This window comes from Paenibacillus sp. G2S3 (assembly GCF_030123105.1).
GTDB lineage: Bacteria > Bacillota > Bacilli > Paenibacillales > Paenibacillaceae > Paenibacillus_AQ.
This window is the reverse complement of sequence record NZ_CP126095.1, coordinates 4,269,117-4,285,408: the sequence shown is the minus strand read 5'-3', so window position 1 is coordinate 4,285,408 and position 16,292 is coordinate 4,269,117. Positions and strand designations below refer to the sequence as shown.

Annotated in this window: 12 protein-coding genes; 8 read left to right on the top strand and 4 right to left on the bottom strand. The window is 40.7% G+C overall.

Annotation, left to right across the window (positions count from 1 at the left end):
- Window positions 1-220: 220 nt before the first annotated feature.
- Entirely contained in the window at window positions 221-1,057 is an 837-nt protein-coding gene (locus QNH28_RS18800) for a chitosanase (protein ID WP_283908026.1), read from the top strand.
- An 88-nt stretch (window positions 1,058-1,145) separates the two neighbouring features.
- Entirely contained in the window at window positions 1,146-3,734 is a 2,589-nt protein-coding gene (locus tag QNH28_RS18795; protein ID WP_283908025.1) for a metallophosphoesterase, read from the top strand.
- A 100-nt stretch (window positions 3,735-3,834) separates the two neighbouring features.
- On the opposite strand, the gene QNH28_RS18790 is transcribed toward QNH28_RS18795, so the two are convergent.
- Complete coding sequence (locus tag QNH28_RS18790) at window positions 3,835-5,124, bottom strand: lytic polysaccharide monooxygenase (protein WP_481858399.1); 1,290 nt, start codon at window positions 5,122-5,124, stop codon at window positions 3,835-3,837.
- Window positions 5,125-5,639: 515 nt separating this feature from the next.
- Here QNH28_RS18790 and QNH28_RS18785 point away from each other — a divergent pair.
- Window positions 5,640-7,280, top strand: coding sequence for an alkaline phosphatase (locus tag QNH28_RS18785; RefSeq protein WP_283908023.1), 1,641 nt, complete (start codon window positions 5,640-5,642; stop codon window positions 7,278-7,280).
- A gap of 130 nt (window positions 7,281-7,410) precedes the next feature.
- Here QNH28_RS18785 and QNH28_RS18780 read toward each other — a convergent pair whose 3' ends face one another.
- The gene (locus QNH28_RS18780) at window positions 7,411-8,457 is read right to left on the bottom strand and encodes a DUF418 domain-containing protein (protein WP_283908022.1); all 1,047 of its coding nucleotides are present in this window, start codon (window positions 8,455-8,457) and stop codon (window positions 7,411-7,413) included.
- A gap of 184 nt (window positions 8,458-8,641) precedes the next feature.
- On the opposite strand from QNH28_RS18780, the gene QNH28_RS18775 reads away from it, so the two are divergent.
- The 4 genes from QNH28_RS18775 (at window position 8,642) to QNH28_RS18760 (ending at window position 12,974) form a co-directional block, all read left to right on the top strand.
- Entirely contained in the window at window positions 8,642-9,790 is a 1,149-nt protein-coding gene (locus tag QNH28_RS18775; protein WP_283908021.1) for a VanZ family protein, read from the top strand.
- Between the two features lie 151 nt (window positions 9,791-9,941).
- Entirely contained in the window at window positions 9,942-10,709 is a 768-nt protein-coding gene (locus QNH28_RS18770) for an ABC transporter ATP-binding protein (RefSeq protein ID WP_283908020.1), read from the top strand.
- Window positions 10,696-12,615, top strand: coding sequence for an ABC transporter permease (locus QNH28_RS18765; protein ID WP_283908019.1), 1,920 nt, complete (start codon window positions 10,696-10,698; stop codon window positions 12,613-12,615). The genes QNH28_RS18770 and QNH28_RS18765 overlap by 14 nt, the downstream gene beginning before the upstream one ends.
- A gap of 5 nt (window positions 12,616-12,620) precedes the next feature.
- Window positions 12,621-12,974: a YxeA family protein gene (locus QNH28_RS18760; protein ID WP_283908018.1), complete on the top strand. Its 354-nt coding sequence runs from the start codon at window positions 12,621-12,623 to the stop codon at window positions 12,972-12,974.
- An 82-nt stretch (window positions 12,975-13,056) separates the two neighbouring features.
- Here QNH28_RS18760 and QNH28_RS18755 read toward each other — a convergent pair whose 3' ends face one another.
- Window positions 13,057-14,448: a sensor histidine kinase gene (locus tag QNH28_RS18755; protein WP_283908017.1), complete on the bottom strand. Its 1,392-nt coding sequence runs from the start codon at window positions 14,446-14,448 to the stop codon at window positions 13,057-13,059.
- Between the two features lie 6 nt (window positions 14,449-14,454).
- Window positions 14,455-15,156, bottom strand: coding sequence for a response regulator transcription factor (locus tag QNH28_RS18750; protein ID WP_283908016.1), 702 nt, complete (start codon window positions 15,154-15,156; stop codon window positions 14,455-14,457).
- 233 nt (window positions 15,157-15,389) lie between these two features.
- On the opposite strand from QNH28_RS18750, the gene murQ reads away from it, so the two are divergent.
- Window positions 15,390-16,277 (top strand): N-acetylmuramic acid 6-phosphate etherase, encoded by an 888-nt coding sequence (murQ, locus tag QNH28_RS18745; protein WP_283908015.1) that lies wholly within the window; start codon window positions 15,390-15,392, stop codon window positions 16,275-16,277.
- The last annotated feature ends 15 nt before the right edge of the window (window positions 16,278-16,292 follow it).

The following is a 16,292-nucleotide window of genomic DNA, read 5'->3' as shown; positions in this document are numbered from 1 at the left end:
TGTTTGGAAAAGCTTTTTGAGATAAGCTTGAATTGAATTACCAAGTGTTGGTAAAAGGAGGGTTGTCATGCTCTGATTGGTTAGGGATAAGGTACACTGCTACTAAAAGTTAAAGCGCTTAAACTATTCAATTAAGGGAGAGATTGCGGTGTTTAATTCAACGAATAGTAAGGTTTCCAAGAAAATGAAATTTTCATTGTTGATACTGCTCAGTTTTTCAATGATTTTTTCTTATGGCTATCTGTCCAATGCATCTCAACAGAAAAGTTATGCGGCAGGGAACCCTGATTCTAATTTCTCACCGGCAACACTTCAATTCTTGCGCGACAACACAGGTCTGGATGGTGAGCAGTGGAATAATATTATGATGCTTGTCAACAAACCGGAGCAGGACGATCTGAACTGGATCAATTTTTACGGATATTGTGAAGATATTGGTGATGACCGCGGGTATACGATTGGAATATTCGGGGCGACTACAGGCGGATCAAATGATACCGGTCCCGACGGTCCGGAGCTGTTCAAGGCATATGATGCTGCCAAAGGCGCGAGTAATCCTTCGGTTAAAGGCGCATTGGCTCGGATCGGTGTCAAGGGTTCGATGAAAGGGAAGATCCTCGAAATCAATGAAAGCGAAGAAAGCTTCTGCAGAAAAATCGGCAATTTGCAAAATGATCCCGAGTGGAGAGAGGCTATGTGGAAAACGTTCTACAATATCTATATTAAATACAGTGTGGAGCAGGCCCGCAATCGCGGCTTTAACTCGGCATTAACTATTGGTTCCTTCGTGGACGCAGCGCTGAACCATGGAGCTACCGGCGGCTCCGAGACTCTTCAAGGGCTTTTGGGTAAATCAGGAAGCAGCACAGATGAGAAGACTTTCATGACCAAATTCTATAAAGAACGGACCAAGATTGTGGATACTAATGAGTACAACTCTCCGCCTAACGGCAAGAACCGTGTGAAGCAGTGGAGCAATTTGCTCAACATGGGAGAGACAAACCTGAAGGGTGCAGATTCGGCAGTCCTTCAAGTCACCGACTGGGAACTCCAATAACAGGAATGTAAGGGTAGTAGAACCGCCGTTCTTCTTGGAGACGGCGGTTCGATGATAAGTGAGATTAATGTAGAGGGAGATGGGTCGAATGGATAACCACCAATCTTATCTCAAAAAAAGATTTCCCAAGGTAATCAGTCTAATGGTTATAGGTTTGCTGCTTGCTATGGAGTTGACCGGTTTTGTCTCAGCAGGAAGAGAGGGAAATGAGGAAGATCTTGCAAGCGAAGCAGCTGCAGCTCAGGAAACGATTGCCCAGTGGATTTTTAAAGACAAAGGCGAGAACGGAGTATTTCCGGCTACAGGCGGGGTATATCAAACGGCTTCATCCATTCGTGATGTAGGAACAAACACGGATGCATACACCTATGAGCCCAGTGAGAACAGCGTACGCAATCAGGGCTGGCATGAAGGAACGGGTACTAAATACTGGCTTGCCACGCTTTCTACCCAAGGCTTCGAAGGTATCTTTCTCTCTTCACAACAAACTTCTTCAAGTACAGGACCTAGGGATTTTAAGGTGCAATATAGTATAGATCAGCAGGAATGGACAGATGTTGCGGGCGGCAGCCTTGTTCTAGCCCAGAACAATTTTAATTGCTCCAATAATTCCTGCAAATTAACGAACCTCGTTTTGCCTGCGGGAACTAACAATCAAGATGTACTCTATATCCGCTGGGTAGTTAATTCTACGAAAAGCGTAAGCGGGGGAACAGTGTCCAGCTCAGGCTCAAGTAGAATCAAAGATGTAGTAATTAAAGGAACACGTAGCAGTGGCGAACCTGGGGACACTCCCACACTTGAGGTAAGCAAAACTCCCGCTTCAGGGGCTGCAGATGTTTCCCTTAATGCAGAGATCTCTGTGAAGTTTAATAAAGCCATCAGTCTCGACAGTAGTTATCAAGTTGGAATCACAGAAAACAATGCTCCTCTTAACAACATTTCTGCTTCGCTCCTCGGTCAAGACTCGGTTAAAGTCAGCCACCCTAATTTTACTGCCGGCAAAACTTATAAGGTGACCATCCCAAAAGAGCTTGTTAAGGGGACTACGGATGGCCGGACACCGGAGAACGATATTACCTGGAGCTTTAAGACGAAGTCACCGGATACCGGCAACAAAACACCAACACTGCTGAACATGACTTTTAATGGGGACCCAAAGACAAGTATCGCCTTTGACTGGTATACAGCCGAAACTGTCAGAGGTACAGTAGTGCAAGTGGTGGAGTCCTCCAATGCGGGAGGAAGCGAGTTCCCGGAACAACTGGCAACCTCTTATGAGGGCAGCTCAACAGTTATTGAAACCTTAATGACATCAGGAGACAGAAGTTCCAAAAAGTATAAAAAGTTCGCTAGTCACAAGGTTATTACAAGCGGTCTCAATCCTGGAACTAAGTATATATACCGGGCCGGTAACGGTGATGCGGACGGCTGGAGCGATGCGGGTTCTTTTACCACGGACAAGGCGGATAATCAGGATTTCCATTTCCTCTACGTGACCGACACCCAAGGCTCAAGTAAATCGAATTTCGATCTGTGGCAGGATACTTTTAAGAGAGCTATTGAGAAAACGGTAGATCCCAAGTTTGTTCTTCTTACAGGGGATCTAACGGATGATGGTGATCTGGAGCAGCTGTGGCAGTGGTTCTTGGGTGTGCCGAAAAAAGAATTTGCCAATGTGCCATTTGCACCGATTATCGGCAACCATGAGATAGAGGATTATCCGAATAATAACTTCTATAACCATTTTAATCTTCCAAAAGATGTCGGGACGGGTGCTCATGACGGGTCTGTATATGCTTTCGAATACGGCGATGCTCTGTTTATGCAAATCAATTCCCAGTACGAAGGGGAGGTCAAGCCGTACAAAGCAGATATTCAGTTCACGAAGCAATTGGAATGGATGCGGAATCAGGTGGCAAAGACCGATAAGAAGTGGAAATTCGTCTCTATGCATAAGGGAGCTTATTCCTCAGGGGATAATGCTTCGGCAGAAAGCGACCGGGTAGAATTTTACCGGAAATATCTGATTCCTGTATTTGATGAGCTGGGTGTGGATATGGTGTTTGAGGGACATGACCATATGTATATGAGGTCTTTTCAAATGCTGAACAACGTTCCGATTAAGAATGTCATTACCGATGAGCAAGGAAATGTGCTGAATCCCAAAGGGACTGTGTATCTAATGGGCAACTCGGCCGCTTCGAAATTCTATGCTATTAATCCAGACGCAGACACTTTTTTTGCAGCAAAAAACGATCAGCCCAACAAGAAAATGTTCGTGGATGTTTCCATTACAAACGATGTGCTGAAATTTACATCCTACACAGCAGTTAAAGATAAACCCCTTGCCGTCTATGATGCTTACAGTATTAAGCGGACTGACGTCAAACCCGGCATTGTCGAAAATCCAAGCGCAGTAAGACAGTCAGGGAACCGTGCAGTTCTTTCGTGGAAAGCACCAACAAATAGCCCTGACCCGGTGCGGGGTTACCGGATTTATGAGAAAAATGATAAAGTCAGCACAAATTGGAGCGTGTATGTGCCGACGGTAAGCGGTCAGACGAGTTACAGCTATACATTAAACGGCATAGATTCTGCTAAAGCCTACAATTTCGTGATTAAAGCAGTGGGGACAAGAAATAATTCGCTTCCAGCAGAGGTAGGAATGCAATGAATCCTCAATTGTAATAAAAAGAAAAAAAAACCACGAAGTACAGATTCATTGTATCTCGTGGTTTTACCCGATTTAGGGATTTGATGTTTTTATTACATCATTACTTCAACAACCATAGCGCCGGGGAATTGGCAGGCTCCCAACTGGTTAGTGATGTATGTGCTTGACGACATTCATACACAGAACCATTATAGGTTACCAACGCACCGACTGTGTAAGAGGTATTAGGTGCCCAAGCTGGGGTTGTAGACGCTGTTGCGGTTGTTCCATTGATGGTGCTGGCCACGGATTGATTGTCTGCGGCGTCGAAGGCATATACACTGAACGTATATGTTGTGCCTGCACTAAGACCTGTTACTGTATAATCCGTTGTGGAGCCAGGTACAGTTGTGATTAATGTCGTTCCTCTATAAATACGGTAGCCTGTAACACCAACATTATCCGTTGACGGAGTCCACATTAACTGAATGCTGGATGATGTTGGGGTCCCCATAACATGTAAGCCGCCGGGGGCTGTCGGTGCTTGCGTGTCATTACCGACGGGTGCATTGGTAGTAACACTGACAGAATTGCTTCCATTTGAGACATTGCCAGCAGCGTCTCTTGCCTTGACACTAAAGGTATAGGCAGTATTCGCGGTTAATCCCGAAACGGTGTAATTTAATGTTGTGCCGGATACGGCAGCGACCAAAGTAGATCCGTTAAATACTTGGTACTCTGTCACACCGGTATTGTCCGTGGATGCGGTCCAGGCTAAGGAAACGCTGCTGGATGTTTTTGCAGTTGACGTCAAAGCTGCTGGCGCGGAAGGCGCTTGGGTATCTACAGGGTTGCTGCCGCTAAAGTTGACATCAATGACATTATAGAAGGCGTTCGGAGTATCTGCGACTTCCCACACAGCCAAGATGACGTGATATCCACTACGTTCTGGAACGTTACAAGTGTCTGAGTAAGAGAAGGGTGGCTGAACACCTCCATAGTTCACCGAACAGAAAGGAGTAAGGTCGAATGAATCCCGAGTAAGAGCCGAGTTAGGATTCCAGTTGGGCTTTGTAATATAGTATTTCCAGCTTGACGTCGAATGAGCGGCCGTCAGTTTCCAAGTGAATGTATTTTGTCCAGCAGATATGTTGACTTTAGACCAGCGTGTTGCCGATTGTTCATCAAGCTTAGGAAAAGCTCCGTTAGCACTTGCAATCTTCCCGTCTGCTGGCCCTGCAGCAGGGAACCCCTTAGGGGCCTCTAGACTTTGGGGCTCATAAACAATCGGGCCACAATCTGTATTTTGTCCGGATTTACAGAGTGCTGCCCGGCTAGCAGGTCCTTCAACATAGCCGTGAGAAAAGGACCTTTCCGGGAATAACATTACAACCAATGAAAAAATCAACATGATACTCCCATAAGCTAGAAACTTTGCCGAAGGTGAATGAGAAATGCGAATAAATGACATTTTATTCCTCCTTTTTTGAAATATGCACTACGAACGAATGTTACATTCAGACCCGAACGTCTTGTCTCAATTACAACTCCTTTCTTTGTTGAACGTATTTATATAAACTCACAAAGAGCTCATATATCGACATGAAAGGTAAGAGAAAAAGGTGCGTAGGGCTAAATTCATTGAATGATAACAATTGTTATAACACCATAGTGATTATATGCAAATAAATGGTATTTGTCTACCAAAATTAGGAGTAAATGAGAAAAAAACTGCTTACATATCCATGGTTCGACACGGTTTAAGGGTGCCCTAGGGCGCCCTTTTTTTATAAATATCTGTAGCAGAGGTCAAGACAAAATATGTACAGAATTTAATATAAAATAAGAGAATAGGTGCTGCTCCCGTAAACAATCCTCCTTTAAACTAGAAACGTACTTAACAAAATCTGCTAGAGGAGGATTCAAATGCGCAAAAAGGTTATCGGGGGAATTTGCAGTACAGTTATGGTTTGCAGTCTGCTTGCAGCAGGCAACGGAACGACCTACGCCAGTGGCGCCAATAACTCTGATGCTCCTACCAACAAATCGGTCAAGAACGTAATCCTGTTTATTACGGATGGGATGAGCTTATCCGATGTGAACTTGGCCAGATGGTATCAAGGAGGACAGGCGCTTGCAATGGATAAGTATTTCAGCGGGCTGGTCAGAACCTATTCTACGGATTCACTTACCACAGATTCCGCTGCGGGAGCTACGGCTTATGCCACTGGCCATAAGGTTAAGAGTGAGACGGTATCCATACTGCCCGACCGAATCACGATGCCGTTCGTGGACGCAGTTAAGCCAGAGGACGTGAACAAACCTCTGCTTACGATTATGGATGCAGCGAGAATGGCAGGGAAAAGTACAGGAACGGTATTTACTTGTGAATTAACGGATGCTACGCCGGCTACATTTTTAAGTCATGCATACACGCGTGACAATGCGCAGTCTATTGCAGAACAGATGGTCTACAGTGGCGTAGATGTTCTTCTCGGGGGTGGGTCCGGGTATTTGGTACCCGGTAAAGAAGACATTAACCGTAAGGACGGAGAAGATTTAACCAAAATCCTGAAATCAAATGGGTATGAATATGTAACGGATAAAGCAGGTTTAATGAATTCTAAAACGAATAAAATCTGGGGTCTGTTCAACTCCGAAGCACTGGATGCTGATTTTGATCTAAACCCGCAAAAGCAACCGAGCCTTGCTGAAATGACCAAAGTTGCTGTAGAGAAGTTGTCACAGAACGAGAAAGGTTTTATTCTGATGGTCGAAGCAAGTCAGATTGACTGGTATGGTCATGATAACGATCCTGTGGGAATTATGAGTGAGACATTAGCGTTTGATAAAGCTTTCAAAGCCGCTGTTGACTTTGCAGAAAAAGACAAAAATACAGCAGTTTTGTCCGTTTCGGATCATGCTACTGGCGGGCTCAATATGACGAATTATAATTCCACCAAAGACCTAGTCTCCGTGATAAAGAAAGCGAAGCATACCAGTTATTACATTGAAGGCAGTATTAATGAGCACAATTTCAAAAAGGTCCTTGCGGATAATTATGGACTTAGTGATTTAACCAAAGAAGAAGCGGATCAAGTCAGATTAGGAATGAAAGATAACCTTTCGCCGGTCATCGGTAAAATCTTGGGGAATAAGATAGGCGTAACCTTCTCTACGGATGATCACACCTCGGAAGAAGTTGGATTGTTTGCCTACCATCCGGCTAATTATAATCCGACCGATTTCGTAAACAGCGGTGTAATCCAGAATACGGATGTGAATAAGTATATTCAAGAAGTGACCGGACTTAATCTGGCTCAACTTCAGGATACATTGTACGTATCCAGTGATAAATTCAAGGCCAAAGGAGCTACGATCACCCTAGACAAGACCGATAAGACAAATCCGGTGGTTGTAGTAAAAAAAGCAGACCAAGTTCTCAAGCTGCCTATAGATAAAAACATCGCCATTCTGAATGGCGTAACAGCGAAACTCAATGTACTGACAGTAATGATTAAAGATAAAGTGTGGGTTTCACAGGATGCATTGGACTTGATTCTCTGATTATTTAAGTTCATGGTATGATTCTTCGACTAAAAGTTAAAGCGCTTAAACCCAAAAACCCCTTATAAAAAAGGGGTTTTTGGGTTGGGAAAAAATTTCGACTTGAATTGTGTAGAGGAAAGCGGAGCTTTTATCGTTTTGTTGCAGGCTTTGTTCCATAGGTCATCAAGCGCCAAAGCTTTTCTAAAGGCCCCATGGAAAAGAACTTGAACCAGATGGTGCTAAAAATGATTTGAATCATATAAATCAGAACTGCGATGTAGAGAATATCTTTTGGTGAAATGACTTCGAGACCTATCATTGAAATGATTGCCGTCCCTATAATGCTTTGAGCTACATAATTTGTAAATGCCATTTGACCCACCCGAGATATGGGTGTCAGGAATTTCACAATGCGTTTATTTTCTAATAGTAGAAATAATGTTGTTAAGTAAAACAAAGTGGTTGGAAGTGATCCTAAGCCCGTAACTGAATCTACATTGCTGCTCCCGCTTTGAGAAGCGTTCCAAATCCATAATGAGAAACCAACAAACATAAGAAATGATGCCATTTGAATCCTTCTAATTGATTTTGATAATTCTTGTATATGTGTCAGCCAACCTGACTTTGCAGTTAAAAAACCAGCTAAAAACATAATAAAGATTTGCATAGCGTCATTAGAAAAAATATCAAGGATAGATGAGATTGCCCCTAGAGAAGGTAAAAATATTTTTACCACCAAGGAAATGATGTAAATGGATGTCATACCCATAAGCCACTTTTTAAGTGTAGAAATCGTTGTGTGATAAAAAGGGATCAGTAACAATCCGATAATGGCGTATACGGGGAGAATGGTTCCCCAAAAGATAAACACATGAATGATTCCCAGCAGCAAGAGGATCAGTAAACGTCTAGCCATACGCCATCTAGGTTTATCTCCCCGACTTTCGGCTCTTGAGGCAAAAATGTATAGACCTACTCCAAATAGAAATGAAAAAATAGAAAAGAACTTTTTTTGCACGAAGATGGTTATTAAAGTACTGATGATGCCGTTAATGCCACTATAGTCTGGTAAGGGATCTCCTTCCATAATAACTTTAAAGGCTCCAACATTTATAAGCAGAATGCCAAAAAGAGCAAGTCCGCGAATGATGTCGAGTGAAATGATTCTTTCTTTTTGTGAGATGGAGGGATTCATTAATAGTTCTCCTTTAAAAATAATTTGATTTATCTAGGAGTCAGTATAAGTTGTGAACCTTACATTAAATTGATGCCAACATTACAGGATCCTTAAATATAAGAAAATGTTCCAGCTCCAGTTGAATTAGAATCAGTTTTATGGTTAATATGAGTACTAAATAAATTTGGGGTGTGAATTAGAAATGTCAGCATATACTCAACCAATCTTTGTGGCAGCGATCTTTTTTATTGTTTTAGCATTTGCCTTATTTATCCCATGGCTCATTTATACATATAGAAAGTATAACTATCTGCCGTTTTCCACCACGTTAATTTCATTTTCGTTTATTTTTTACTTTCTAGCAGCGTTATTTTTAGTCTTGTTGCCGTTGCCAGAGATACGCGATACTTGCTCACTACAAAAACCGGGCACACAACATTATTCACTTATGCCATTTCAATTTATAGTGAGCACTTTAGGGAATAGTGGTATCGTTTTATCACAGCCTGCAACTTATAGACTGTTATTTAGCCAACCCTCATTCTATCAAGCTTTTTTTAATTTCTTGCTATTATTACCTTTTGGTGTTTATTTGCGATACTTTTTTCAAGACAAGAAACACTGGAAAAAAGCGCTAGCAATCACGTTCTTATTAACATTATTTTATGAGATAACACAGGTAACAGGTATTTACGGGATTTATAATTGCCCTTATCGTATTTTTGATGTGGATGATTTATTGTTGAATACTACTGGCGGGGTACTGGGCTTCTTTATTGCTCCAGCCGTGTTGGCGTTATTCCCATCAAAAAAGAATATTAATGAGAAAGCAGAAAGTTTATTAGCTCTTGATGAGGTAAGAGGGATGTCTGTGCTGCTGGCTGTTATGATTGATCTATTTATCAGCAACATAGTAGTTAAAGTTGTGTTGAGTATGACCAACGTTAATATGGTGAGTGAATTTATTGCGAGCACAATTACACTTTCTGTAACCTTGTTTATTATTCCATGGATTTGGAATGGATCGACAATCGGTACGAGAATAATGCGTTATCGCTATGACAGTAAAATAAGTCGAGTGGAAACGAACAAGCGATTATTTAAACGCTTTGGTGCCATTTACGCGATGTACTTCATAACAGTCATTGCAAATACTTTGAATAACGTGGAACTATCAATGGATTCTCCATTTTATAAGGCATCTATATTCTTAATGTTAGGTGCTGCATTGACCTCTATCATTTTAACGATCGTGTTGTTCATTCATGTTATATTAGTCGTGTTTGGCAAACAAAAACGCCGCTTTTACTTTGATGAAGCTTCTGATTTATATACAACCAGAAAAAAATGATTTCTTTTCAATCGTAAAGGGGTACTCGTAGTCTTAAATGGCTACTGGGTACCCCTTTTTGTGTATTTAAGCTTATTGTAAGGTTGGCATGAATTTGCTGTAAGGTTCACCGCCTATAGTATAAGTATCAGCAAATTATGAGGTGAAATGAATGGAACCATTATTAAAAGTAGAAAACATAAAAAAAGTGTACGGGAAGTCAAGTGCTGCTTACACAGCCTTAGAAAACGTGTCTTTTGACATTCATGAAGGTGAGTTTGTAGGGATTATGGGACCTTCGGGGGCTGGAAAATCAACCTTGCTAAATTTGTTAGCAACCATTGATTCTCCAACTGAAGGAAAGATTTATATGAAGAACAAGAGTATTCATGATATGAAGGAGGCAGCCTTGTCAGACTTCAGACGTGAACATCTCGGCTTCATCTTCCAAGATTACAATTTACTCGATTCCTTGACTGTAAAGGAGAACATATTGCTTCCTCTGGCGATTGCTAAAATTCCAGCGAAGAAAATCAATCACCTCGTGACTCAGATTTCTAAAGTATTTGGGATTGAAGATTTACTGGCAAAATATCCTTACCAAATCTCTGGTGGTCAAAAGCAAAGAACCGCTGCGGCTAGAGCGCTCGTGACAGAGCCTGCACTGATTTTGGCTGATGAACCAACAGGTGCGCTTGACTCTAAATCAGCAACAGATTTATTGGAAAGCTTAAGTACTTTAAATGAAAATAACAACTCGACCATTATGATGGTGACTCATGATGCCTTTGCCGCAAGCTTCTGCCGCCGGATCATTTTCATCAAGGATGGTTCATTTTCAACAGAAATATTTCGTCGTGATCAGACACGCAAAGCCTTCTTCCAAGAGATCTTAGATGTTCATGCGGCCATTGGGGGTGAGGTAGATGACGTTATTTAGTCTAGCAAGAAAAAATATAGCCCGAAACTTTTCGCAATATTTTTTATACATTGCATCGATGGTGTTTAGTATCGTCATTTACTTTACATTTGTGACCTTAAAATATAGCGATACGATAGCAGAACAGACGGCTTCATCCCAAAAACTTGGTTCACTAATGAGTGGGGCGGCAGTTATTCTCATCTTTTTCGTGTTCATATTTATTGCTTATTCCAATTCATTTTTTATGAAAAAACGTAAAAAAGAAGTCGCATTGTATGCGTTGCTAGGGGTACGTAATCGTCAAATAGGCTTTATGCTCTTTTTCGAAAATTTATTGTTAGGATTATTCTCTTTAATAGTAGGGATTGTACTTGGGTTCCTATGTTCAAAAGGATTTATGACGATTTTAATTCATTTAATGGGTTATGACGTTGTAGCACCCTTTACATTTTCAGCGGCGGCAGCGATGAACACAGCTATCGTATTTCTAGTTATATTCTTAGTAACATCGTTTCAAGGCTATCGCTTGATCTATCAATTTAAGCTGATTGATTTATTTCATGCTTCCAAAAAGGGAGAAGTGGCGCCTAAACCATCTATGATAGTAGCTGTTCTTGGAGTGTTACTCATTGTCTTGGGCTATTGGCTTGCAATGCAGGACCTTTTCACTTCTAAGGTATGGGAAAAAATTGGATTCCCCTTGACTGTATTAATTATTTTAACAACGGTTATTTTGGGTACATTTTTATTGTTCCACAGTGTGACTGGCTTTGTGTTAGCAATGATTAAGAAAAATGAAAGGTGGCTTTGGAAAGGCCTTCATGTTATTACTATTTCGCAGCTGCTCTATCGTATTCGTGGGAACGCACGTACATTAACTGTGATTGCCGTGTTGAGTGCTACGACAGTAACTGCCGGTGGAGCGGTCTATGGCCTTTATTACAATACGAATGACTCGGCGAAAACGATTAATCCGAATACCTTTATGTATCAATCAACAGATGCAGAAATGGATAAACAAGTAAGTGCTGTACTGTCAGCTACAAAATACGATGAAAACATCGAAGCGCTCTCCATTACGTTTCATACGAAAGAATTAAACTCGTCATCAGCATTCGATAGCTCTGATAAAAGAGGATATACAGTTATCGATGAAAAAACATACAACCAATTAGCAAGTCTACAACATAAAGAAAAATTAGATGTAAAGGACGGCTACGCGGTTATTTTAGATATCGGATATGACAAAAGGTTCTCACCAATATATACAGGAAAAACTATAACAACAGGCAACGGCCATCCTCTCACATTCCAAAGCTTTAAAACGCAAACCGTTTTGAATGTAGGTACAGCAGGTATAAGCGTGGTAGTTTCAGATGACCAGTATAAAGTGTTGCAAAATGATGGGGAAGTGCTTCACTATCGTGTTCTTGGGGTAGCTGATGCTTCTGTGGATTTATCTAAAAAAATTGCAAACCAATTACCTGAAGAAGCGCTATTTTCAAGTGGTCCACAAGATTACCAAACAAGTTTGGAAGGTGTGGGTTCTCTACTGTTTATCGGAAGTTTCCTTGGTCTAGTATTTCTGGCTGCTACAGGCAGTATCATTTATTTTAAGGTTTTAACAGAGGCAGAAGAGGATAAATCACAGTACAATATGCTGCATAAAATGGGTGTCAGTGCAAAAGAAATGCGAAAATCAATTGCGTCACAGGTATTCGTTATCTTTGTTGTACCGCTTGTAGTAGGGTTATTGCATAGTGTAGTTGCTTTAAAAGCATTCTCTAGTCTACTGATGATAGATTTAGCAAAACCTGTGTTGCTCTGGATGATTGCTTATACCGTAATTTACGGGTTGTATTATTTCTTAACCGTAGCTTCTTACAATCGTATTATCACACTAAATAATAGAACAGAAGGATGATTGAGATGAAAAAAATTCTAATTACTATGGGTATTTTGTTTGTTATTGGAGTTGTAGGGGTCTTTGCTATAGTCAAGATTGATTTCAATCGCTTCAATGCCGAAAATTACTACTTACAAATCACAGAGGATGGGGAACCCCATGAATATAAACTGAGCGATGGTTCGGTCATGACCTCTTATTCTTATACACTAGAGGCTACAAATGCCAAAGGTACTACAATTCCACTGGAATTTAATGCACAAAAAAATCTTCGTAAAGGCGCCTACTTGAAAATGTATGTAAAAAAGGGTGATCAAGTCTCCTCATACGATGAAGTGAAATTAGAGGATATTCCGCTAAAGGCACTAAAAAACTAATAGATTGAAGAAGGGCTGTCTCCAATAAAGTAAGTGGAGAACAGCCCTTTTCTATGCCTAATGAGTAAGTAAGGCATTAGTATTATAAAAGTATAGTAATGGTGGTACCGGTATTTTCAACGCTCGTCAAATCGAGTTTCCCCTCATGAGCCCAAATAATATCTCTGGCGATGGCCATTCCTAACCCAGTTCCATGCTTGCTCGTTGTGTTTGTACCCCGATAGTAGCGTTCGAAAACCTGTTCCAGATCTTTAGCCGGAATACCCTGGCCATTATCAGAAATTGTAATTTGAGTATGCGGATTAATGGTTTCCACTCGAATCTTCACCACGACATTTTCATCGTTATGCACCAGCGCGTTGTAGATAAAGTTAAGGATCGCTCGTTTTAGTAATTTTTTATCTACTTTATGTACTGCTTTAAGCTCATTTGCCTCAAACTCTATCTGCCGTTCACCAAAGGTCGGGTCATTTAAAAGTTCAATCGTCATTTCTCGTAGAAACTGAACGATATTTACTTCTTCAAATTGCAGGGATAGCTGGTGATTACGCAAACGCATTGTTAAATTGAGGTCATCTAACAAATCTTTCATATACATCGATTTACTCTTGATAATTGCTGTGTATTCCTGTAATTCTTGGGCTGTTAAATCTGTGGCACTGTCGTTTATAAATTCTGCATAACCTTGAATAGAAGCAAGTGGTGTTTTCATGTCATGTGAAACATTGCTAATCCATTCCTCACGCATTTGGTCAAGATGCTTACGTTCCTCTTCATGTCGATCGAGCTTTTCAGATAGTTCATTCATATTACGGAAAACTTCTTCATAAACACCTTTGGGAGTAGGCATTTTCTTAAAACGTCGCTCCCTAAGCTGTTGAATACCCTCTATTAATGTATGAAGTGGCGCGGTTAATTTTTTCCCAAATAAAAATCCGATGATGATTACAATAAGCACATCTACGACTATAAAAATGGAGAGAAAAACATTAACATCTTTAAAAATTTTAGCGTAGTCATAGGTCATTACATAGCGGCCTATTTTCGGATTTTGAATCCCTAAAAAGTAGCTGAAATTTTGTGCTGTGCTGACAAAAACAGTCGTGCTTGCATCTAATTCTTTATATTTATACATTTGTATTATTTCAATAGGAGAATACTTTGTTTGCAATTCTTCAGGGGTATAAAAGGCTGCTACTTGCTCCCCTTGGTCATTCAAGAATTGTACCCAGGCGCTCATTTCTTGTAGTTTTTTGAGGCCATCCTCGTTGACAACAGGTCTGCCGGATTGTAGTTCTACATATTGTGAAAAGGTCCGGCTAAAGGTTTCTGCAGACGCTTCTTCAGTGCCAAAATTATTGTTTTTTAGCTGTAAAAAGAAAAGAAAAAGAAATAAAATCGCATTTACAATACCAACGATCACAACAATAGTCATAACCGATCTTAAAAAACGGAGTGTCAATTTCCATTTCAACTTGTCTCACCCCTTGGTATGTAATTTATAACCTAACCCTTTAACCGTTAATATATAGGCGGGCTTTGAAGGGTCTGCCTCAATTTTTTCGCGTAAGCGCCGAATATGTACCATCACTGTATTATCGGAACCAAAAAAATCTTCACCCCATACCTGTTCAAACAAGGTTTCTTTGCTTATGATCTGATTCGGATGATGCATGAAACAGCTCATTAAACCGACTTCTTTGGCGGTAAGCACAAGGGGTTCGCCATTCTTTTTTAATTCTGTCTCATTGGCACTAAGCTCAAAGGGGCCAGCTTGCAAACTTTTCGGAGCCTTTTTTTCCTCTGTAAAGCCAGCCCTTCTCAATTGTGCCTTTACCCGATAAGCGACTTCTTTTGGACTGAATGGTTTAGTAATATAATCATCGCCACCTATCGCCAGTCCTAACAGCTTATTAATTTCCTCATCCTTTGCAGACATAAACAAGATCGGTGCATTTGAGGTTTCCCGAATTTTTCTGCATAAGTCATATCCTTCTCCATCTGGTAGCATAATATCTAGCAAGATAAGTTCAGGATTATACTCCTGAAACTTGTCCCAGCCCTCTGCAACTGTCCCTGCAGTGACAACGTCTGCAATACCTTCTTTATGTAAAACTGCCTTCATCAGACGAGCTAAATCATCTTCATCGTCTATGATTAATACCCATTTATGACTTGCCATTTGTTTCCCTCCATAACACAACATTATCTACATTATAAAGTACTTTAATTCTTTCGCAAAAAAAAATGCCTCTCTGGTAATTGAGATGAGGACGTTTTTTTGTGTAGAGATAGTTCTAATATTTCGACATTTTATTTTAATGGAATAAAAATTATATTGAAATAATATTTCAAAGATGATATTCTTCATTTAGAAAGCGATTTCATTAACGGAAAAGGATGATGATGAAAATCATGTTAGAACATTTGACAACCGAGACTCGCAATAAGAAGACAATGAACCTGGATGAATTAACACCTCTTGAACTTCTGGAAGTGATGAATGAAGAAGATCAGAAGGTTGCACATGCTGTTAAACAAGAAATTCCGCAAATTGCCAAAGCCGTAGAAGTAATTACAACGGCGATCAAACAAGGCGGACGCTTAATTTACATGGGAGCTGGAACGAGTGGACGTATCGGCTTGCTAGATGCTGTTGAATGTCCACCAACCTTTGGGACAGCACCTGAAGAGGTAGTTGGACTAATTGCTGGAGGAGAGAGAGCGTTTATTAAAGCGGTCGAAGGTGCAGAGGACAATGAACAATTAGGAGTGCAAGATTTACAAGATATAAAGCTAACAGCCAAAGATGTTGTTGTAGGAATTGCCGCTAGTGGACGCACACCTTATGTTATCGGTGGATTAGAATATGCCAATTCTATTGGAACGCCTACTGTAGCCGTGAGCTGCAACAAAGATTCAGCGATTGGTAAAGTTGCCAAGATTGCGATTGAAGTCGTGAACGGACCGGAAGTGTTAACTGGCTCAACACGTTTAAAAGCTGGGAGCTCTCAAAAATTAATTTGCAATATGCTTTCCACAGCTTCGATGATTGGCACGGGTAAAGTATATGGAAATTTAATGGTAGATGTACAGTTAACTAATGAAAAGCTTGTAGAACGTGCTAAACGTATTGTTATGGATGCGACAGATTGTGATGCTGAAACAGCAGAAGATTATTTGAAAAAGGCAGATCATAAACCGAAAATTGCAATTGTGATGCTTCTTGCCGGGCTTTCTAAAGAAGAAGCTGTACAACGTTTGGAGGAATCACAAGGGTTTGTACGTCAAGCGATAAAATAATGCGAAAGTAAGAAG